This is a genomic window from Gemmobacter nectariphilus DSM 15620 (genome assembly GCF_000429765.1).
GTDB lineage: Bacteria > Pseudomonadota > Alphaproteobacteria > Rhodobacterales > Rhodobacteraceae > Wagnerdoeblera > Wagnerdoeblera nectariphila.
On the sequence record NZ_KE386949.1, the window covers coordinates 544,077 to 561,349 of the forward strand.

The window sequence follows — 17,273 nt, forward strand, 5'->3', positions numbered from 1 at the left end:
TCGGGGGGCCTTGCCCCCTGCGGGCCGAACTGGCATCAGGGCCGCCCACTTCGAGGCTTCCGTCATGTCCGATTCCGATAGTCACCGCCTGAACCTGTCTGCGGCCCGCGCCTCGGTCGGCGTGGCCATTGCGCTGATCGGGGTCAAGCTCTGGGCGTTCTGGGCAACGGGGGCCCTGTCGATTGCCGCCTCGCTGGCGGATTCGACCATGGATCTGTTCATGTCGGCCGGCGCCATGCTGGCCGTGCATTACGCAGCCCGCCCGCCAGATGACGACCACGCCTTCGGCCATACCTCGGCCGAGGATCTGAGCGCCTTTGTCCAGTCGCTGTTCCTGATCGGGGCAGCGGTCGGGCTGGTCACTTCGGCTGTCACGCGATTGCTGGCCAGCACCCCGCCGCACCTGGCCAGCGAAGGCGCGGGCATCGTGGCCATGGTGATCTCGATGGCCTTCACGGCGGCCCTGGTGATCTGGCAGGGCTGGGTCGCACGGCGCACCGGAAACCGGGTGATCGCGGCGGACCGGCTGCATTATATTGCCGATCTTCTGCCGGCCGTCGGGTCAATCCTGGCGCTGGTCGCCTCGCATCTCTGGGGGCTGTGGCAGCTTGATGCGGTCGTCGCGCTGCTGGCGGCGGCCGTGCTGGCCCGCGGCGCCTGGTCGATCGGGCGCGGCGCCTGGGATGCGCTGATGGATCGCCGGGCCGACCCCGACATTCTGGACGGCATCGCCCGCATTGCCGACAGCTGGCCCGGCGTGCGCGGCTGGCATGACCTCAAGACCCGCACCGCCGGCAGCCGGGTGTTTGTCCACCTGCATATCGAGCTGGATGGCGACCAGCCCTTGCGCGAGGCCCATGACATCGGCGCCGCCCTGCGCCGCGCCATCATCGCGGCCTATCCGCAGGCGGATGTCATCATCCACAAGGATGTGGCCAGAAAGGCCCCCGCCGCACCCTGAGCGAAAATTGCCCTCATCCGCGCATGGCCATCCGGATAGAGACGGCCGCCTGCCGAATGCGGCCTTGAGACAGGAAGAACAGCCTGGCCGCCGAGTCTTTCGGCACCTTCCCCAATGTGCGAATGGCCGGACCAGCCCGCCGGGTTGCCGGCGGGCCTGCTGGTTCAGACCGTGTGCAGATACAGATCGTAATCCACATCGGGGATGGTGCGGGCAACGCGCGCATGTTCGGCGGCCTTGATGGCACAGAAGGTGCGGTGCATTTCCTCGCCCAAGGCATGGCGCAGAAAGGCCGACCCTTCGGCCGCCCGGATCGCCTCGCGCCAGTCGCGGGGAATGCGGTCGGATCCGGGTGCATCATAGCCGTTGCCGGTGGTTTCGGGGCCAGGATCGACCTTGTGGGTCAGGCCGTGGCGGATGCCTGCCAGCACCGTGGCACCCACCAGATAGGGGTTCGCATCCACCCCCGCCGGGCGATGTTCGATCCGCCGCGCGGCAATGTCGCCCACCGGGATTCGCAGCGCCACCGACCGGTTGTTGACACCCCAGGTCGGGCTGACCGGCGCATAGCTTTGCGAGGCAAAGCGGCGCCAGCTGTTCGCATGGGGGGCAAAGACCAGCATGGAGTCGGCCATCGTCTCGACCAGCCCACCCATCGCATGCAGGATCGTCGGCGACCACTGGCCGGGGCGATCCTCGGCAAAGACGTTGCGCCCCTCGGGCGTCATCAGCGAGACGTGGAAATGCATCCCCGACCCGGCATATTGTTCCACCGGCTTGGCCATGAAGCAGGCCGTCACGCCGTGCCGCCGCGCCTGCATCCGCACGATCCGCTTGAGCCGCATCAGATCGTCCGCCGCCTCCAGCACATTGGTGCGGTAATGCAGCGTCAGTTCATACTGGCCGGGGGCATATTCGGAAATCATCGTCTCGGCCCGGATCCCGGCGATTTCAGCGGCCGCATAGATATCGGAAAACAGCGGCTGCATTCCGTGCAGGTGATCGACCGAATAGACCTCTGTCTTGGACGAGGGGCGGCCATCGAGCACCGCGCGCGCCGGCTGGACCTTGCCGTTTGCATCGCGATCATTGGCCAGCAGGAAGAATTCCAGCTCGAACGCCCCTGCCGGGTGCAGGCCATCGGCCTCCATCTTGGCAAGGTTGCGGGCCAGCGCGTGGCGCGGGTCAGACCCCATGGGCAGGCCATCCAGCGTATACATCGACATGAACACCTCGGCCCGTGCCGGGTTGGTGCCATGCAGCCGTTTCAGCGTGCCAGGGATCGGCCAGGCGCGCAGATCGCCATCGCCCTGATCCCAGATCAGGCCGGTTTCGTGCACATCCTCGCCGCAGATATCGAGGCCCAGGATGGAAATCGGCAGATGCCGGCCGCCCCGGTAGAACGGCACCAGTTCGTGCCGCCGGATGATCTTGCCGCGCCCGATCCCGTTGGCATCGTGCAGCACGATGTCCACCGCCTCGATATCGGGATTGGCGGCCAGAAAGGCTTCGGCTTCGGCAACGGACGAACCAGAGGGGGAAGTGGTCATGGGATCACGCAAACAGGTCTGAAAGGGTTTCGTCAAAGGCCGCGATCAGGCGGTCGATCTGCGCCTTTTTCGTGGCCGGGCTGACCAGCATCATGTTGTGGAACGGGGCGATCAGACAGCCCCGGTTGAGCAGCATGGTATGGATGACAGCCTCCAGCCGGGGCTGGTGGGCGGCCGCTGCCTCGGCCCCATTGGTCAGGGGGCCGGGGGCGCAGATGAATTCCACCCGCGCGCCAACCCGGACAACATGCCAGGGCGCCTTGTGCCGGGCGATCACGGCCGCCAGCCCCCGTTCCAGCCGCCGGGCGCCCTTTTCCATGCGGGCATAGGCCTTGGGCGTCATCACATCGGACAGCGTGGCGCGCAGGCAGGCAAACTGCATCGGGTTGGCCGACAGCGTGGTGCCCATGCCGGAATGGCCCGGCGGGCGGGTTTCGTCATAGGCAGCCAGCCGCGCCGCCACATCGGGGCCAAGACCCCAGACCGCCGTGGGCATCCCGCCGGCCACGCATTTGCCGACCACGAAGATATCGGGCGACAGGGAATGCACGCGGGTATAGCCGCCCAGACCGCTGGAAATCGTATGCGTCTCGTCGATGATCAGCAGCGCGCCATAGCGGCGGGTCAGGGTGCGCAACCCGTCATGGAACCCCGCGCGCGGCAGCACCATGCAGGAATTGGTCATCACCGGCTCGGTCAGAACGGCAGCGATCTGCCCGGTGGCCAACGCGGCCTCGACCGCCGCGATATCGTTGAACTCGACCGAGACCGCGACGTCTGACAGATCCGTCACCTGCCCGACAAGGCCCGGGCGGTTGACGGTGCGCCCGTTGTCCAGCGCGACCATCGTGTCATCGACCGTGCCATGATAGCAGCCGTTGAACACCAGCACCTTGCGCCGCCCCGTCACAGCGCGCGCCACGCGCAGGGCAAAGCGGTTGGCGTCGGTCGCCGTGGTGGCGATCTGCCAGCGGAAATCCCCGAACCGCTCGGTCAGCAGGCGGCCGGCCTTCAGCGCATCCTCGGTCGGCAGCATATAGGTCAGGCCGCGCCGCGCCTGCTGGCGGATCGCCCTGGCGACCGGGGCGGGGGAATGGCCGAACATGCTGCCGGTATCGCCCAGACAGAAATCGTCGATGCCGAAGCCGTCCAGATCCTCCAGCCGCGCGCCCTTGGCACTGGCGACGACCAGCGGAAAGGGCATTGGCCAGTCCTTCATCCAGTGCATCGGCACACCGCCCAGCCAGGGCGCCGCGCCGTCTGCCAGCGCCTTCTGGCTCAGGGGGCGGGCGGCTGCGAAGCGGCGCGCCTCACGCAGGGCAAGGCGTGCCAGCCGGTCAGCTGGCACGCCTGCGATCAGATCAGGATCGGACATGGGACCACCAAGGGTTTTCCCTGTCATATCGCTGCGGCAAGGGCGCGTCCACACCCTCGCCAGCGATCATTCTGCCGGGATCAGGCGCGGCTCGGACGGAACCCCAGGGATCGAGACGGGGCGGCGCGCCGGAAGTTCCCCCCGGATGCGGGCCTGTTCCAGCACAAGGAAGCACCCGGCGCCGATGATGCAGGCGGCCCCGACAAGGGTGCCGGCCTCGGGCACCTCGCCAAAGGCGACGCGGCCGATCACCACCATCCAGACGAATTGCAGGTTCATCAGCATCATGGCGACATGCGCCTTCAGCCGGGCCAGCGCGGGCACCATCAGCCAGCGGGCGGCAAAGACCGCGCTGGAATAGGCCGCGACCAGACCGACATCGGCCAGCGACATCGGCTGCCAGACAAAGGGCAGCGCGGCGCCCATCACGGCGACCATGGCGGCATGGGGCCAGAACACCTGCGCCAGCGTGTTGGGTTCGGACTTGGTCATGCGGCGCATCAGCACCAGCGACAGTGTGCCCGACCCGACCCCCAGCGCGGCAGCCAGATGCCCCCAGCCAATCCCGGCCAGACCTTGCGGGAACAGGAACAGGATGCCAAAGGCCCCCGCCCCAAGCGCCGCCCAGGCCGCAGGGGCCACGGTTTCGCCCAGCACGGGCCGCGACAGGATCGCCGCCAGCAGCGGCATCATGCCGATGAAGACAAAGACTTCGGCCAGCGGCAGGCGGGCAAAGGCGTGGTAATAGGACACCACCGACACCAGAACCAGCGCCGAGCGCAAGGCAAGCATCCAGCCGTGCCGCGTCGCCAGCCTGCCCGTCGGCCCCAGCGACGGCGTTGCGCGGTTCATCAGCAGGCTCATCCCCGCGACGACCAGACCGCAGAAGAAATACATCTGCGGCGGCGCAAAGCTGCCGGTCAGATGCTTGGTCAGACCATCGGCCGCAGCGGAAACCAGGGTGGTGGACATGACCAACCCCACCCCGACGACCACGGCAATATCCCAGTTTCGACGGCTCATGCGGCAATTCCTTTCCGGTCTACCCGTGCGAAGCGGGCAAAGAAGGGCTCGAAGGCGTGGGTAGAGGCAGCGGCGCGGTCAAGGATGTCCATCGCGGGCGGTGACAGGCGGGCTGCCAGGCGGCGGCGCATCACCGACCAGTCCGGGCTGCGCGCGGCGTCCAGATCCAGGAGCACGGCCGACAGTTCATGCAGTGCCGACGGGCGGCGCGGCGCGGCAAAACCAAGCGCACCGGCAGGCAACAGCCCCGCCATCGGTTGGCCGCCGGCAACGCTGGCCGACCAGGCGGCCATCAGCCAGGCGTGATAGTCGTCACTGCCCGCAGCACCATCCATCGGCCCGATGTAGAACTCTGCCAGATCGCCCGCGATCCCCTCTTCCCAAAGGGCCGGGGGCGTTGCGCCGCAATAGCGCAGGGCCATGCAGACCTCGGCCAGCAGGTCGGTGTTCTGTTCCAGCCAGGCGACCAGACCGGCAAATTCCAGGCTTTCGCGCAAGGTTTCGGCGCCTTCGAACGCATGGCAGCCATAGTCGGACAGATAGAACGCGATATGTGTCAGTTCATAGGCTGCCTTCTTGTTCGGCAGCGCAAAGGTTGCGGAACGCCCGGCAAAGCGCATCAGGCGTTCGGTCAGCCCATCATCGGGCAAGTCCAGCCCGACACGGCGCGCGAACAACGCAGCCTCGGCCCGCTGAAGATCGGACAGTTCCGATTCCGGCAGACCATCCGCCACGGCCCGTGCGACCAGACCCGCTGCATCCAGCCCGTTCATCCCCAGCGCGCCAAGATCAAGCGCGATGGACAGCAGAAAGCGGTAATACTGCGGAAAGAACGCCAGCCGCGTCGGCAGATCGCGCGCCGTGGCGCCATGAGCACGGCCCAGCAGCTCGGGGTCGATCATCTGGCCGGTTGCGACCAGAAGGCGCAGGACCTCGGCGTTTTCCTTGAGCCAGCGCGCATCGCCCTGACCATGCCTGTGCAGCGCAAACAGATCGACAAGTCGTTCAGGCGCAGAACCCAGCGCACGGCGCCTGCGAAAATCGGGTAGTGTCAGGATGTTCGACATGATCCCCCCAGGACCGTCGGCAGCACGGCAAGCCCTGCCGGCCAGGCAAGACGTGGATTGGGGCGCGGGCGGCTGGCAGGCCGCCCACGGCCCCGAACCTTCGCTCAGCGGTCCGAGGCGGACGAGAACATCTGCACAGCCTCGCCGCGGGCAAGATCATGCGCAGCAGGCGCGGACGCCGACGAGAACATCTCGACCGCGTTGCCCGTCTCGGTGCCAAAGGCCACCGGCGACGACGCCGACGAGAACATTTCCACCGCATTGCCACCGGCCATGCCATGGCTGCGGGGCGCGGAGGCCGAGGAGAACATTTCCACTGCATTGCCGCCGGTCATGCCGAACGGAACCGGGGCCGAGGCCGACGAGAACATTTCCACCGATTGCCCGGCAGCCATGTCGTGGCCCGCGGTGATCGAGGCGGACGAGAACATTTCGACCGCATCGCCCGCAAACATATCTGCCCCAGCCGAAACCGAAACAGCCGAATACTCTTTGATTTTCAGATTGTTGAACACTTGATTCCCCCAGTGTGTGGTAGTGGCAGCAAGCAAAGCCTAACAACCATTACGCGTTTTTCAAACAGAAAAATTTCCCGTCTTACAATTATTTTCGATCGACTATTCAACCATGGATAGAATAGAAAATACCCCACCTGCACGCGGCGTGAACGCCGAATGCTGATGGGGTCAACAACGCGGGCATCGTCCCGAATTCTCGCCGCCATGCGGCGAGTCAGGGTTCAGCCAATCAAAAGGCTGAGCCAAGACCGACTTTTTCGCAAGAACTCTGCGCGGCAATCGCTTTTCCGATCGGCCTTGCCCCATTCGCATGGCCCGGTCACAATAAGGCAAAGGCTGAACCAAGTAAGGAAAGACGATGCCCCTGATGCGCTCGTGGGTGCAAAGCGCCAATAGCCCCGACACCGACTTTCCGCTCAACAATCTTCCCTGCGGGGTCTTCTCGCGCAAGGACGAGGATCCGCGGTGCGGCGTTGCGATCGGGGACATGATCCTTGATGTCAGCGCGCTGGAAGAGGTGGGATTGCTGCGGCTTGCAGATGAACCCGTGCTGGACGTGCCCTTCTGGAACGAGGTGATGGAACTTGGCCCCGACGCCTGGGCCCGGCTGCGCATTCTGCTGCTGGGGTTCCTGACCGAAGGGTCGGATGTCAAATCCCAGGTGGAACCCTATCTGGTGCCGCAGGCGGGCAGCCGGATGCACATGCCGTTCCTGGTCTCGGAGTATACCGATTTCTATGCCGGCAAGCATCACGCCTTCAATGTCGGCTCGATGTTTCGCGATCCGGACAATGCGCTGCCGGCCAACTGGCTGCATATCCCGATCGGCTACAATGGGCGCGCCTCCTCGGTTGTCGTCTCGGGCACCGATGTGCGCCGCCCGCTGGGGCAATTGAAACCGCCAGGCTCCGAAGGGCCGGTGTTCGGCGCCTCGCAGCGGTTCGATTTCGAGCTGGAAATGGGCGCCGTGGTCGGCAAGGCGTCGGAGGGCATGGTCTCGGTGCCCGAGGCGGATACGATGATCTTTGGCTATGTGCTGCTGAATGACTGGTCGGCGCGCGATATCCAGGCGTGGGAATATGTGCCGCTGGGCCCGTTTCAGGCCAAGGCGACCGCCACGACCATTTCGCCCTGGATCGTGATGAAGGCGGCGCTGGAACCCTTCCGCACCCCGACGCCTGCGCGTGAGGTGCCCTTGCTGCCCTACCTGCGCGAACCCGGCCCCATGCTGTATGACATCGCCCTGGAGGTGGCATTGGCCCCCGAGGGCAAGGCGGAAACGGTCATCAGCCGCACCAGCTATGCCGAGATGTATTATTCGGCCGCCCAGCAACTTGCGCATCATACCAGCAGCGGCTGCGCGATGAATGTGGGCGATCTGCTGGGATCTGGCACCATCTCGGGCCCGGTCAGGGACAGCCGGGGCAGCCTGCTGGAACTGTCCTGGGGCGGGAAAGAGCCGCTGACGCTGGCGACGGGCGACGAACGCAGCTTCATCGCCGATGGCGATACCATCGTCCTGCGCGGCCATTGTCAGGGCGATGGCTATCGCATCGGCTTTGGCGAATGCCGCGGCAAGGTGGTCGCGGCGGCCACCCTTCCCGACTGGGCGCGCTGATGGCCTGGGTCGGGCTGGCGGTGCAGGCAATCGTCTTCGCCGTCTGGGCCTGGCTGGTCTTTCGCGCCCTGTTCCAGCTGCGGGCGCGGGCGGTTGACCGCTCTGGCCGCGCCTTTCCTGGCCTTGCCGCAACGCTGGAGGCCTTTGGCGCCTTCCTGCGCGCGCCGGAATTCGCACACGAGCGCCGTCAGCTTGGCCTGGCAAGCGCCGCGCTGATCGTGATGATGCTGATCAACCGAATGCTCTGGGTGCCCCGATGAATGAACCCTTGACTGCCGGGATTGCCGTCGTAGGGGGCGGTGTCGTCGGTCTGGCCTGCGCCTTGCGGCTGGCCAAGGCAGGGCACGAGGTGGTTCTGGTCGAGCCCGAAACGCCCGGCATGGGCGCCTCGTATGGCAATGCGGGCACCATCGCGGATTATGCGGTGATGCCGGTCGGAACGCCGGATGTGCTGAAATCGCTGCCCTCGCTGCTGTTTGACCGCAACTCGCCGCTGGCGATCCGGCGGGCGGCGATCCTGTCGCTCGCGCCATGGCTGATGCGATTCGCCTGGCAATCGCTGCCACATCGGGCGGCCGCCAATGCGGCGGCGCTGGCGACGCTGGTGTCGGATGCGGCGCCGCTGTGGGCCGAACTTGCCGCCGAGATCGGCGGCAGCGCCATCTTGCAACATCGCGGCGCGATCTACGTATTCGAGACCGCCGCCGCGCTGGCCGGGGCCGGGGCAGCGATGCAGGCGCGGCGCGATCTGGGGGTGACGGTCGATCTGATCGATTCGCAAGACCTTGCGGCGCTGGAGCCCGGTCTGCCGCCTGCGGCAGGCGGCGCGTTTTTCCCCAAGGCTCTGTTCCTGTCGGACCCCGGCCGCATGGTTGGCCTGCTGGCAAAGGCGGTGGCGGATGCAGGCGTGCCACATATCCGTGCGCGGGTCGATCGGCTGCGGCGCGGGCCGGATGGTGTTCATCTGTCGGGGCATGGGCTGCACCTGACCGCCCGCCGGGTGGTGATTGCCGCAGGTGCCCATTCGCGGGATCTGGCCTTGCAGGCAGGCGACCGGGTGCCGCTGGACACCGAGCGCGGCTATCATCTGGAATGGGACATGCCGGCCCCGCTGCTGTCGCGCCCCTGCTGCCCAACCTCGCGCGGGTTCTACCTGTGCCCGATGGAGGGGCGCCTGCGCGCTGCCGGAACGGTCGAGCTGGGCGGGCTGACCGCGCCGCCTTCGCCCCACCGGCTCGCCCGGCTGAACGAGGGGGTCAGCGCGTTCTTTCCCCAGCTGGGCGCGCCGTCGCGCAGCTGGATGGGGTTCCGCCCGTCCCTGCCCGACAGCCTGCCGGTGATCGGACCCTCGGCCGAAGGGCCGGATGTGATTCACGCCTATGGTCATGGCCATATCGGGCTGACGCTGGCCCCTGTCACCGCCCGGCTGGTCGAATCGGTCGTTGCAGGCACCGCCCCGGACCGCGACATGCTGCCCATGCATCCGGGGCGGTTCTAGGATGCGGCTTTTGCTGCTAACGGCGCTGGCCATGACGGCCTTTGCCGCGAATTCGCTGCTGAACCGGGCAGCTGTCGGGTCGGGGCTGGTCGATCCCTTTACCTTTGCGGCGATCCGGGTCGCCTCGGGCGCGGCGGTGCTTCTGGTGCTGGTGCGGCTGCGGTCAAGGCCGCTGCCCTGGCGCGGGCGGCTGGTGCCGGTGCTGGCCCTGACCACCTATATGCTGGGCTTTTCAGCGGCCTATCTGGGGCTTGCTGCCGGAACGGGGGCGTTGATCCTGTTCGGGACCGTGCAGGTGACCATGTTCACCGGGGCGCTGCGGGCGGGCGAATCGCTGCCCATGCGGCGCTGGATCGGGGCGGGGCTGGCGCTGACCGGGCTGGCGGCCCTGCTGCTGCCGGGCGCGGGTGCCGTGCCCGCCTTGCCCCCGGCACTGGCCATGGTGGCGGCCGGTATCGGCTGGGGCATCTATTCGCTGTCCGGCCGTGGGGGCACCGATCCGCTGGCGGCGACGGCGGCGAATTTCACGCTCGCCCTGCCGCTTGTCCTGCTGCCGCTGCTGGCCAGCGCACCGCAGGTGGACCCTGCGGGCATTGCGCTGGCCGTGGCCTCGGGGGCGATTGCCTCGGGCCTTGGCTATGCGTTGTGGTTCGCCGTGGTGCCGCAACTGGGCGCCGCCCGGGCGGCGGTGGCGCAACTGTCGGTGCCGGTCATCGCGCTGGCCGGCGGCGCCCTGCTGCTGGCAGAGATGCCGCGCCCTGCAGTGATTCTGGCCGCCCTGCTGGTGCTGGCCGGCGTCGCGCTGGCGGCGCGGCGCTAGCCCGCCAGTTGCCGGGCAATCGCCCAGGACACCGGGATCGCCACCACAAAGCCGATGGCGGCCCCGATCAGGATGGGTTGCAGCGTGTCAAAGCCGGTGGTCAGGGCGATCACGACGCCAATGCCCATCAGGGTCGTCGCCACCATCGAAAATATCGTCATCATCAGACGTGTCATCAAAGCACCTTCGCAATCAGCGCGTCCGGGACTGGACATACCCGTTCCGACGCCTGCCTGCCTTGATCCGCATCAACCTTGCGTCATCCGGCCAGCCGGCGCACCGCATCCTTGAGCCGCGCCGTCTTGTCGCCCGCAGGCTGCCACAGCACCTGCCCCTGCCAAAAGGCAAACAACAGCGCCGCCCCCTCGCGCCCCTTGGCGCCGCCGCCCAGACGCAAGGCAAGCTCGGCCTCGACCCGGGCGCGCCAGTGGGCGGCACGGTCAGGATCGGCGGCGACGGGTGGCACATCCAGCCCGCCAAGCGCCTTGAGCAGCGCAACCGCGCCCTTCGGTCCCGGGCCGGCCGCAGCAACGGCCGATTCGGTCGCGGCCTCGATCCGGTCCCAGACGCCTTTGCGCGCGTCTGCGATCATGCCCGCGACGGTGCCATGCCGCTCGGCCAGTGACGAGGCCGCAAGGCCGACGCGCGCGGCAACGGCGGAAAAGGTCACGGCCTTTTCCCCCTTGCTGCGGATCAGGGCCAGCACGGCGGCATGGACGGTTTCATCAGGAACGCTGCGAGGTCTGGCCATGGTGCCAGAATAACGCGCGGGGCCGGGCTGGAAAGGGGTCAGTTGCGCGGCGGGCGCGGGCGATAGGCCGGAAGGCTCCAGCCAAAGGCCAGCGATCCGGCGCGCAGCGCAAAGGTCACGACGGCACAGGCCAGCAAGGCCAGCGGCTGCGGCACACCGGCATAGGGCGCAACCAGGGCCGCGATCCCCCCGGCCAGCGCACAGGTTGCGTAAAGCTCGCCCTTTTTCAGCACCAGGGGCACCTCGTTGCAGACCACATCGCGCATCAGGCCGCCCATGGCGCCAGTGACGACACCGGCGACCAGCACGATGGGCCAGGGCTGCCCCTGTTGCAGGGCAATCCCGACGCCTGCCGGAACAGCCACCGCCAGGGCCAGCGCATCCAGCCAGGTCAGCGCCCGGATGCGGCTTTCAAGCAGATGCGCGGTGAAGAACACCACCAGCGCCGCCACCGTGGTCAGCCCCAGATAGCGCGGGTCGGCCACCCAGAGCACCGTGCGATCCAGCAGCAGATCGCGCACCGTCCCGCCCCCCACCGCCGTCAGACTGGCAATGAAGATGAAGCCGACCGCATCCAGCTGCGCGCGAGACGCCGCCAGACCGCCGGTCAGGGCAAAGACGAAGACGGCAGCCATATCCAGAAGCGCGGTAAGCGTCATGGCCCCTTGCCCGGTTTGAAGGGGGCCATTCCGGCACGGGCAAGCGCGTCGGCGCGCTCGTTCTCCTCGTGCCCGGCATGGCCCTTGATCCATTTCCACGCGACCTGATGGCGGGCCTGCGCGATATCCAGCCGCTGCCACAGATCGACATTCTTGACCGGCTTCTTGTCGGCGGTGCGCCAGCCGTTGCGCTTCCAGCCGTGGAGCCAGCCGGTGACGCCGTTCTTCACATAGGCGCTGTCGGTGACGATGGTCAGGCTGGAAGGACGCTCCAGCGTTTCCAGCGCGGTGATCGCGGCCAGAAGTTCCATGCGGTTGTTGGTGGTATCCGGCTCGCCGCCCGAAAGCTCACGCTCCTTGAGGATCGTCTCGCCCTCGCGCGCGATCAGCAGGACCCCCCAGCCGCCGGGGCCAGGATTGCCGGAGCAAGCTCCGTCGGTATAGGCGATCAGCTCGGGCATGGGCGGTCCTGTGCGGCGGGTTTTCGGGTGCTTACCCCCGGCGGGCCGCAAAGGCCAGAGCGGCGAAAGGGGGCTTCACGCCCCCGCCGGCCGTTCCGGCCGACTCCCCCGTGGGATATTTGGATCAAGGCGAAAGGGCGCAGGCGGTTCAGACGCGGAAGCGCAGGCGCATCGGCTGGCCGCGCCGCACGAGGTCGATGGACCAGCTGCGGCCTGCATTGGCGGCCGCTGCTGCGACATCGGCGGGGGTCGCGATCCGCGCGCCATTGATCGACAGCAGGATATCGCCCGCCTGAAGGCCGGCCTGCGCGGCCCAGGCGGCAGAGGCAAGGACCGCGACCCCCTCGGCCTGAAGCGGCAGGTCCAGCTCGGCAATGACGGCGGGGTTGATCCGCGCGACCTCCAGCCCTTCGAGCACGCTGCCAGAGCCGATCTTGCGGGTATCGCGGGCCGGCTGCTCGGGCGGGGCAATCAGTTGCACGGTGGCGCTGCGCGGCTTGCCCTTGTGCAGATAGTCCACTGCCACCGCTGCCCCCACGCCATGCGAGGACATGCGAAAGATCATCTCGGCCGGAGAATTCACCGGCGCGCCGGCCAGACGCAGCACCACATCGCCCGCCACCAGACCGCCGGCCGCGAAGGGGCTTGCCGGGTGCAGTTCCGACAGGATCACCCCTTCGGGAACGGCCAGGCCCAGCCCCTCGGCCAGGGCGCCGTCCACGGCCTGGCCACTGACACCGGCCCAGGGCCGCTGAAAGCGGCTGGCGCCAGCCTCGGCCTGCGCCACGACCGCGCGCACGAGGTTCGACGGAATCGCGAAGCCAACCCCATTCGATCCGCCCGACTGGGTCAGGATCGCCGTGTTGATCCCGACAAGCCGCCCTTCGGCATCGACCAGCGCACCGCCCGAATTGCCCGGATTGATCGCGGCATCGGTCTGCAGGAAATAGCCATGGCCGTCGCCCACTGAAATCGACGACCGCGCCAGCGCCGAGATGATGCCCATGCTGACCGTCTGGCCGATCCCGAACGGATTGCCGATCGCCAGCACCAGATCGCCCACCTCGACCCCGTCGCTATCGCGGAATGGCAGGACCGGCAGGTCGGCAGCATCCTTGAGGCGCAGGACGGCCAGATCGTTGACCTGGTCGGCCAGCACCACTTCGGCCTTGAACTCGCGCTTGTCGGTCAGGACCACGGTGATATCGGTCGCTGCCTCGACGACATGGTAGTTCGAAACCACCAGACCGCCAGCCGCAACGATCACGCCAGAGCCAAGCGAGTTCTGCACCTCGGGCCGCGTCTCGCCGAAATCGCGAAACAGCTGGCCAAAGAACGGATCGCCGGCAAAGGGGCTGACGCGGCTTTCGACCACGCGGGTTGCATAGATGTTGACCACTGCGGGCGCCGCCGCCTTGACCACCGGGGCAAAGCTGAGGCTGATCTCGGTCTTCGACAACGGAGCGCGGACTTCGGCGAAAACGGGGGTCGCGGCAAGCGCAGCGGCCAGCAGGATGGCAAGGCGGGTCATGGAACCTCCGGCAAGCGACACGGCCGGTATGGGCCGCGGCGCCGCACCATGCAAGCACCGGAACGCAAAAGGCCCGCCGTGGGGCGGGCCTTGGCGGTAAACCATGCGCGAGGATCAGTCCTCGGCGGCTTCCTCGGCTTCGACGCGGGCGCGGTCAGCAGCGCCTTTGGCCGACGGGTCGCGGTCGACGAATTCGATGATCGCCATCGGCGCCATGTCGCCATAGCGGAAGCCGGCTTTCAGAACGCGGATATAGCCACCCTGACGTTCCTTGTAGCGCGGGCCCAGGATTTCGAACAGGCGCTTGACCAGACGCTCTTCCTTGAGCTGGGCCGAGGCCTGACGGCGGGCGTGCAGATCGCCGCGCTTGGCCAGCGTGATCAGCTTTTCGACGATCGGGCGCAGTTCTTTCGCCTTGGGCAGGGTCGTCTTGATCTGCTCGTGCTCGATCAGCGAGCCAGCCATGTTGGCGAACAGCGCCTTGCGGTGTTCGTGGGTGCGGTTCAGGCGGCGGTAGCCACGGGCGTGACGCATGATGGTCTCCTTACGTCTTTTGCTTTGTCTTGCGCCCCGTGCGTGCGGCGCGCTTCGTTGGGGCGGGATTGCCCAGGGTTTCCCGGCACAGAGCCAGCATTGGTCCAGGGGCGTCTAGACGGCGCCCCCGGGAAAGGCAAGATCAGAACTGATCTTCGAAGCGCTTGGCCAGATCCTCGATGTTCTCCGGCGGCCAATCCTCGACTTCCATGCCAAGGTGCAGGCCCATGCCCGCCAGAACTTCCTTGATCTCGTTGAGCGACTTGCGGCCGAAGTTCGGGGTGCGCAGCATCTCGGCTTCGGTTTTCTGGATCAGATCGCCGATATAGACGATGTTGTCGTTCTTCAGGCAGTTCGCCGAACGCACCGACAGTTCCAGCTCGTCGACCTTCTTGAGCAGGAGCGGGTTGAACTCCAGCCCGGTGTCGATTTCGCCGGCCTTGGCCGATTCGGGTTCGTCGAAGTTGACGAAGATCGACAGCTGGTCTTGGAGGATGCGGGCAGCATAGGCCACCGCGTCATCCGGCGTCAGCGAGCCGTCGGTTTCGATCTTCATCGTCAGCTTGTCATAGTCCAGCACCTGGCCCTCGCGGGTGGGCTGCACTTCGTAGCTGACCTTCTTGACCGGCGAATAGATCGCGTCGATCGGGATCAGGCCGATGGGCGCGTCTTCGGGCCGGTTCTTGTCGGCCGAGACATAGCCCTTGCCGGTGTTCACGGTCAGTTCCATGAACACGTCGGCGCCTTCGTCCAGGTGGCAGATCACATGATCCTTGTTCAGGATGGTGATGCCATTGGTTTCCGAAATGTCGCCAGCGGTCACGATGCCCGGGCCCTTGGCCGAAATCGACAGGCGCTTCGGCCCTTCGACTTCCATCTTGATCGCGACGCCCTTGAGGTTCAGCACGATGTCGGTGACGTCTTCACGCACACCTGCCACCGAGGAGAACTCGTGCAGCACGTTGTCGATCTGGACCGAGGTGATGGCGGCGCCTTGCAGCGAGGACATCAGGACGCGGCGCAGGGCGTTGCCCAGCGTCAGACCAAAGCCACGCTCCAGCGGCTCGGCCACCACGGTCGCCACGCGCGCCGCGTCGGCACCCGGTTTGACCTCGAGCTGTTGCGGCTTGATGAGTTCCTGCCAGTTCTTGTGGATCATGCGTGTCGCCTCCATACCTGCCTGCCGTCCATGTCCCTAAACGGCAGACGCCCGAGGGTCGTAGTAATGCGTATGGGCCGCGCCCGAAGGCACGGCCCTGAGTGGTTTGCCGGGGATTAGACCCGACGGCGTTTCGGCGGACGGCAGCCGTTGTGCGCGATCGGGGTCACATCACGGATCGAGGTGATGTTGAAGCCCACGGCGGCCAGCGCGCGCAGCGCCGACTCGCGGCCCGAACCCGGGCCCTGCACTTCGACTTCCAGCGTCTTCACGCCGTGTTCCTGCGCCTTGCGGCCCGCATCCTCGGCAGCCATCTGGGCTGCGTAGGGGGTCGATTTGCGCGACCCCTTGAACCCCATGGTGCCAGCCGACGACCACGAGATCGCGTTGCCCTGCACGTCCGAGATGAGGATCTTGGTGTTGTTGAACGAGCTGTTCACATGCGCCACGCCGGCGGCGATGTTCTTGCGCTCTTTTTTCTTGCCGCCACGGGCTTTGGTATCGCGTGCCATTACCTTGCGCTCCCCTTACTTCTTCTTGCCGGCGATCGGCTTGGCCGGGCCCTTGCGGGTGCGGGCGTTCGTGTGGGTGCGCTGGCCGCGAACCGGCAGGTTCTTGCGGTGACGCAGGCCGCGGTAGCAGCCAAGGTCCATCAGGCGCTTGATGTTGGTCGAAACTTCGCGACGCAGATCGCCTTCGACGGTGTAGTTCGCGTCGATGTGTTCGCGAATCGCCAGGACTTCAGCGTCCGACAGCTCGTTCACACGGCGGGTGCGGTCGATACCAACGGCTTCGCAGATCTGCTCGGCCACATGGGCGCCGATGCCGTGGATATACTGCAGCGCGATCGGGACGCGCTTCGCGGTGGGGATGTTGACGCCAGCAATACGTGCCACGCGTAAATTCCTTTCGTTGCGGTTCCGTGATCCCAGAACCTTTTTTCACAACGCAAACCCGCGGGACGGTTTCCCGCAGGCCTTTGCATCGTCATGGAGTTATTCGCCGTCAAGGCCGAAGCCCCAGGACGATTCCCTTGCGGGACACCGTCCACTATGGGCTTTTCCGCCCGGCGTCAAGGCGAGTCAGCCCTTGTCAAGCACTTTCGCGATGGCGGCCGCAACCTCGTCCATCTCGGCCAGGCCATCGACGCTGACCAGATTTCCCTTGGCCCAGTAGTAGCCGATCAGCGGCGAGGTTTTCTTGTAGTATTCCATCAGCCGGGTCTTGAGGCTGTCCTCGTTGTCATCGGCGCGCCGCTTCATGTCGGTGCTGCCGCAGACGTCACAGGTGCCAGCGACCTTGGTCGGCTTGGTCACATCGTGATAGACGGCGCCGCAGTTGCCGCAGGTGTAGCGGCCGGTGATCCGCGCAACCAGCGCGGCATCATCGACCTGCATCTCGATCACGGCATCCAGCTTTTGCCCGACCTTGGCCATCAGCGCCTCGAGCGCGTCAGCCTGCGGCAGCGTGCGCGGGAAGCCGTCAAAGATGAAGCCGCCGCCCTGCTCGCCCGTCAGCTTTTCCTCGATCAGGCCGATGACGATTTCATCCGTCACCAGCTGACCGCGGTCCATCACTTCGGCGACCTTCTTGCCCATCTCGGTGCCCGAGGTGCGGGCCGCCCGCAGCATGTCGCCGGTCGAGAGCTGGACCATGCCGCGCTCGTCCTCCAGCCGCTTGGCCTGGGTGCCCTTGCCCGCGCCCGGCGGCCCAAGAAGGATGATGTTCGGCATGGCGGCTGGCTCCTC

The 17,273-nt window shown here is 66.6% G+C and carries 20 protein-coding genes; 5 read left to right on the forward strand and 15 right to left on the reverse strand.

Translation table 11 applies throughout. The features are described from left to right. Positions 1 to 64: 64 nt before the first annotated feature. Positions 65 to 961: a cation diffusion facilitator family transporter gene (locus G481_RS0121350; RefSeq protein WP_028031810.1), complete on the forward strand. Its 897-nt coding sequence runs from the start codon at positions 65 to 67 to the stop codon at positions 959 to 961. Between the two features lie 164 nt (positions 962 to 1,125). Here the strand turns inward: G481_RS0121350 and G481_RS0121355 are convergent, their stop codons facing one another. From G481_RS0121355 to G481_RS24850, 5 genes are all read right to left on the reverse strand, one after another. Beyond that, positions 1,126 to 2,511, reverse strand: coding sequence for a glutamine synthetase family protein (locus G481_RS0121355; RefSeq protein WP_028031811.1), 1,386 nt, complete (start codon positions 2,509 to 2,511; stop codon positions 1,126 to 1,128). A gap of 4 nt (positions 2,512 to 2,515) precedes the next feature. Beyond that, positions 2,516 to 3,886: an aspartate aminotransferase family protein gene (locus G481_RS0121360; RefSeq protein WP_028031812.1), complete on the reverse strand. Its 1,371-nt coding sequence runs from the start codon at positions 3,884 to 3,886 to the stop codon at positions 2,516 to 2,518. A gap of 66 nt (positions 3,887 to 3,952) precedes the next feature. After that, positions 3,953 to 4,909, reverse strand: coding sequence for a DMT family transporter (locus G481_RS0121365; RefSeq protein WP_028031813.1), 957 nt, complete (start codon positions 4,907 to 4,909; stop codon positions 3,953 to 3,955). Further along, positions 4,906 to 5,976: a DUF6902 family protein gene (locus tag G481_RS0121370; RefSeq protein WP_028031814.1), complete on the reverse strand. Its 1,071-nt coding sequence runs from the start codon at positions 5,974 to 5,976 to the stop codon at positions 4,906 to 4,908. Before G481_RS0121370 ends, G481_RS0121365 begins: the two co-directional genes overlap by 4 nt. A 104-nt stretch (positions 5,977 to 6,080) precedes the next feature. Beyond that, positions 6,081 to 6,431 (reverse strand): DUF6749 family protein, encoded by a 351-nt coding sequence (locus G481_RS24850; RefSeq protein WP_154664712.1) that lies wholly within the window; start codon positions 6,429 to 6,431, stop codon positions 6,081 to 6,083. 421 nt (positions 6,432 to 6,852) lie between these two features. Between G481_RS24850 and fahA the strand changes: the two genes are divergently transcribed. Genes fahA through G481_RS0121395 form a run of 4 tightly spaced genes read left to right on the forward strand, consistent with a single transcriptional unit; the run spans position 6,853 to position 10,430 of the window. Then, positions 6,853 to 8,112: a fumarylacetoacetase gene (gene fahA / locus G481_RS0121380; RefSeq protein ID WP_028031815.1), complete on the forward strand. Its 1,260-nt coding sequence runs from the start codon at positions 6,853 to 6,855 to the stop codon at positions 8,110 to 8,112. Beyond that, complete coding sequence (locus tag G481_RS0121385) at positions 8,112 to 8,372, forward strand: hypothetical protein (protein ID WP_028031816.1); 261 nt, start codon at positions 8,112 to 8,114, stop codon at positions 8,370 to 8,372. Before fahA ends, G481_RS0121385 begins: the two co-directional genes overlap by 1 nt. Continuing rightward, positions 8,369 to 9,610 carry an NAD(P)/FAD-dependent oxidoreductase gene (locus tag G481_RS0121390; RefSeq protein ID WP_028031817.1) on the forward strand — a complete coding sequence of 414 codons (1,242 nt, stop codon included), beginning with the start codon at positions 8,369 to 8,371 and terminating at the stop codon, positions 9,608 to 9,610. Before G481_RS0121385 ends, G481_RS0121390 begins: the two co-directional genes overlap by 4 nt. A gap of 1 nt (position 9,611) precedes the next feature. Then, positions 9,612 to 10,430 carry a DMT family transporter gene (locus G481_RS0121395; protein WP_035026910.1) on the forward strand — a complete coding sequence of 273 codons (819 nt, stop codon included), beginning with the start codon at positions 9,612 to 9,614 and terminating at the stop codon, positions 10,428 to 10,430. Here G481_RS0121395 and G481_RS0121400 read toward each other — a convergent pair. The 10 genes from G481_RS0121400 to G481_RS0121445 form a co-directional block, all read right to left on the reverse strand. Further along, the gene (locus G481_RS0121400) at positions 10,427 to 10,606 is read right to left on the reverse strand and encodes a hypothetical protein (RefSeq protein ID WP_028031819.1); all 180 of its coding nucleotides are present in this window, start codon (positions 10,604 to 10,606) and stop codon (positions 10,427 to 10,429) included. The genes G481_RS0121395 and G481_RS0121400 overlap by 4 nt on opposite strands. An 83-nt stretch (positions 10,607 to 10,689) precedes the next feature. After that, positions 10,690 to 11,181 carry a hypothetical protein gene (locus G481_RS0121405; RefSeq protein WP_028031820.1) on the reverse strand — a complete coding sequence of 164 codons (492 nt, stop codon included), beginning with the start codon at positions 11,179 to 11,181 and terminating at the stop codon, positions 10,690 to 10,692. 38 nt (positions 11,182 to 11,219) lie between these two features. Beyond that, positions 11,220 to 11,840, reverse strand: coding sequence for a trimeric intracellular cation channel family protein (locus tag G481_RS0121410; protein ID WP_028031821.1), 621 nt, complete (start codon positions 11,838 to 11,840; stop codon positions 11,220 to 11,222). After that, on the reverse strand, positions 11,837 to 12,301 hold the full coding sequence (gene rnhA / locus G481_RS0121415; RefSeq protein WP_028031822.1) for a ribonuclease HI: 465 nt from the start codon (positions 12,299 to 12,301) through the stop codon (positions 11,837 to 11,839). The genes G481_RS0121410 and rnhA overlap by 4 nt, the downstream gene beginning before the upstream one ends. Positions 12,302 to 12,449: 148 nt before the next feature. Then, positions 12,450 to 13,832, reverse strand: a complete 1,383-nt coding sequence (locus tag G481_RS0121420; protein WP_028031823.1) for a trypsin-like peptidase domain-containing protein — start codon at positions 13,830 to 13,832, stop codon at positions 12,450 to 12,452. A 114-nt stretch (positions 13,833 to 13,946) separates the two neighbouring features. Next, on the reverse strand, positions 13,947 to 14,366 hold the full coding sequence (rplQ, locus tag G481_RS0121425; RefSeq protein WP_028031824.1) for a 50S ribosomal protein L17: 420 nt from the start codon (positions 14,364 to 14,366) through the stop codon (positions 13,947 to 13,949). A gap of 142 nt (positions 14,367 to 14,508) precedes the next feature. Then, a complete protein-coding gene (locus G481_RS0121430) occupies positions 14,509 to 15,525 on the reverse strand; it encodes a DNA-directed RNA polymerase subunit alpha (protein ID WP_028031825.1) in 1,017 nt (338 codons plus the stop codon). A gap of 116 nt (positions 15,526 to 15,641) precedes the next feature. Then, positions 15,642 to 16,037 (reverse strand): 30S ribosomal protein S11, encoded by a 396-nt coding sequence (rpsK, locus tag G481_RS0121435; RefSeq protein WP_028031826.1) that lies wholly within the window; start codon positions 16,035 to 16,037, stop codon positions 15,642 to 15,644. 15 nt (positions 16,038 to 16,052) lie between these two features. After that, positions 16,053 to 16,421 (reverse strand): 30S ribosomal protein S13, encoded by a 369-nt coding sequence (rpsM, locus tag G481_RS0121440; RefSeq protein WP_028031827.1) that lies wholly within the window; start codon positions 16,419 to 16,421, stop codon positions 16,053 to 16,055. A 186-nt stretch (positions 16,422 to 16,607) separates the two neighbouring features. Then, positions 16,608 to 17,258 (reverse strand): adenylate kinase, encoded by a 651-nt coding sequence (locus tag G481_RS0121445; RefSeq protein ID WP_028031828.1) that lies wholly within the window; start codon positions 17,256 to 17,258, stop codon positions 16,608 to 16,610. Positions 17,259 to 17,273: the final 15 nt, after the last annotated feature.

What these genes read in the sequence shown, in the direction of transcription:
- G481_RS0121445 (WP_028031828.1), bottom strand. Translation starts at nt 17,258, where the DNA reads ATGCCGAACATCATCCTTCTTGGGCCGCCGGGCGCGGGCAAGGGCACC.
- G481_RS0121350 (WP_028031810.1), top strand. Translation starts at nt 65, where the DNA reads ATGTCCGATTCCGATAGTCACCGCCTGAACCTGTCTGCGGCCCGCGCC.
- rnhA (WP_028031822.1), bottom strand. Translation starts at nt 12,301, where the DNA reads ATGCCCGAGCTGATCGCCTATACCGACGGAGCTTGCTCCGGCAATCCT.
- G481_RS0121405 (WP_028031820.1), bottom strand. Translation starts at nt 11,181, where the DNA reads ATGGCCAGACCTCGCAGCGTTCCTGATGAAACCGTCCATGCCGCCGTG.
- fahA (WP_028031815.1), top strand. Translation starts at nt 6,853, where the DNA reads ATGCCCCTGATGCGCTCGTGGGTGCAAAGCGCCAATAGCCCCGACACC.
- G481_RS0121390 (WP_028031817.1), top strand. Translation starts at nt 8,369, where the DNA reads ATGAATGAACCCTTGACTGCCGGGATTGCCGTCGTAGGGGGCGGTGTC.
- G481_RS0121385 (WP_028031816.1), top strand. Translation starts at nt 8,112, where the DNA reads ATGGCCTGGGTCGGGCTGGCGGTGCAGGCAATCGTCTTCGCCGTCTGG.
- G481_RS0121365 (WP_028031813.1), bottom strand. Translation starts at nt 4,909, where the DNA reads ATGAGCCGTCGAAACTGGGATATTGCCGTGGTCGTCGGGGTGGGGTTG.
- G481_RS0121360 (WP_028031812.1), bottom strand. Translation starts at nt 3,886, where the DNA reads ATGTCCGATCCTGATCTGATCGCAGGCGTGCCAGCTGACCGGCTGGCA.
- G481_RS0121395 (WP_035026910.1), top strand. Translation starts at nt 9,612, where the DNA reads ATGCGGCTTTTGCTGCTAACGGCGCTGGCCATGACGGCCTTTGCCGCG.
- G481_RS24850 (WP_154664712.1), bottom strand. Translation starts at nt 6,431, where the DNA reads ATGTTTGCGGGCGATGCGGTCGAAATGTTCTCGTCCGCCTCGATCACC.
- G481_RS0121410 (WP_028031821.1), bottom strand. Translation starts at nt 11,840, where the DNA reads ATGACGCTTACCGCGCTTCTGGATATGGCTGCCGTCTTCGTCTTTGCC.
- G481_RS0121420 (WP_028031823.1), bottom strand. Translation starts at nt 13,832, where the DNA reads ATGACCCGCCTTGCCATCCTGCTGGCCGCTGCGCTTGCCGCGACCCCC.
- G481_RS0121370 (WP_028031814.1), bottom strand. Translation starts at nt 5,976, where the DNA reads ATGTCGAACATCCTGACACTACCCGATTTTCGCAGGCGCCGTGCGCTG.
- G481_RS0121400 (WP_028031819.1), bottom strand. Translation starts at nt 10,606, where the DNA reads ATGACACGTCTGATGATGACGATATTTTCGATGGTGGCGACGACCCTG.
- rplQ (WP_028031824.1), bottom strand. Translation starts at nt 14,366, where the DNA reads ATGCGTCACGCCCGTGGCTACCGCCGCCTGAACCGCACCCACGAACAC.
- G481_RS0121355 (WP_028031811.1), bottom strand. Translation starts at nt 2,511, where the DNA reads ATGACCACTTCCCCCTCTGGTTCGTCCGTTGCCGAAGCCGAAGCCTTT.
- G481_RS0121430 (WP_028031825.1), bottom strand. Translation starts at nt 15,525, where the DNA reads ATGATCCACAAGAACTGGCAGGAACTCATCAAGCCGCAACAGCTCGAG.
- rpsK (WP_028031826.1), bottom strand. Translation starts at nt 16,037, where the DNA reads ATGGCACGCGATACCAAAGCCCGTGGCGGCAAGAAAAAAGAGCGCAAG.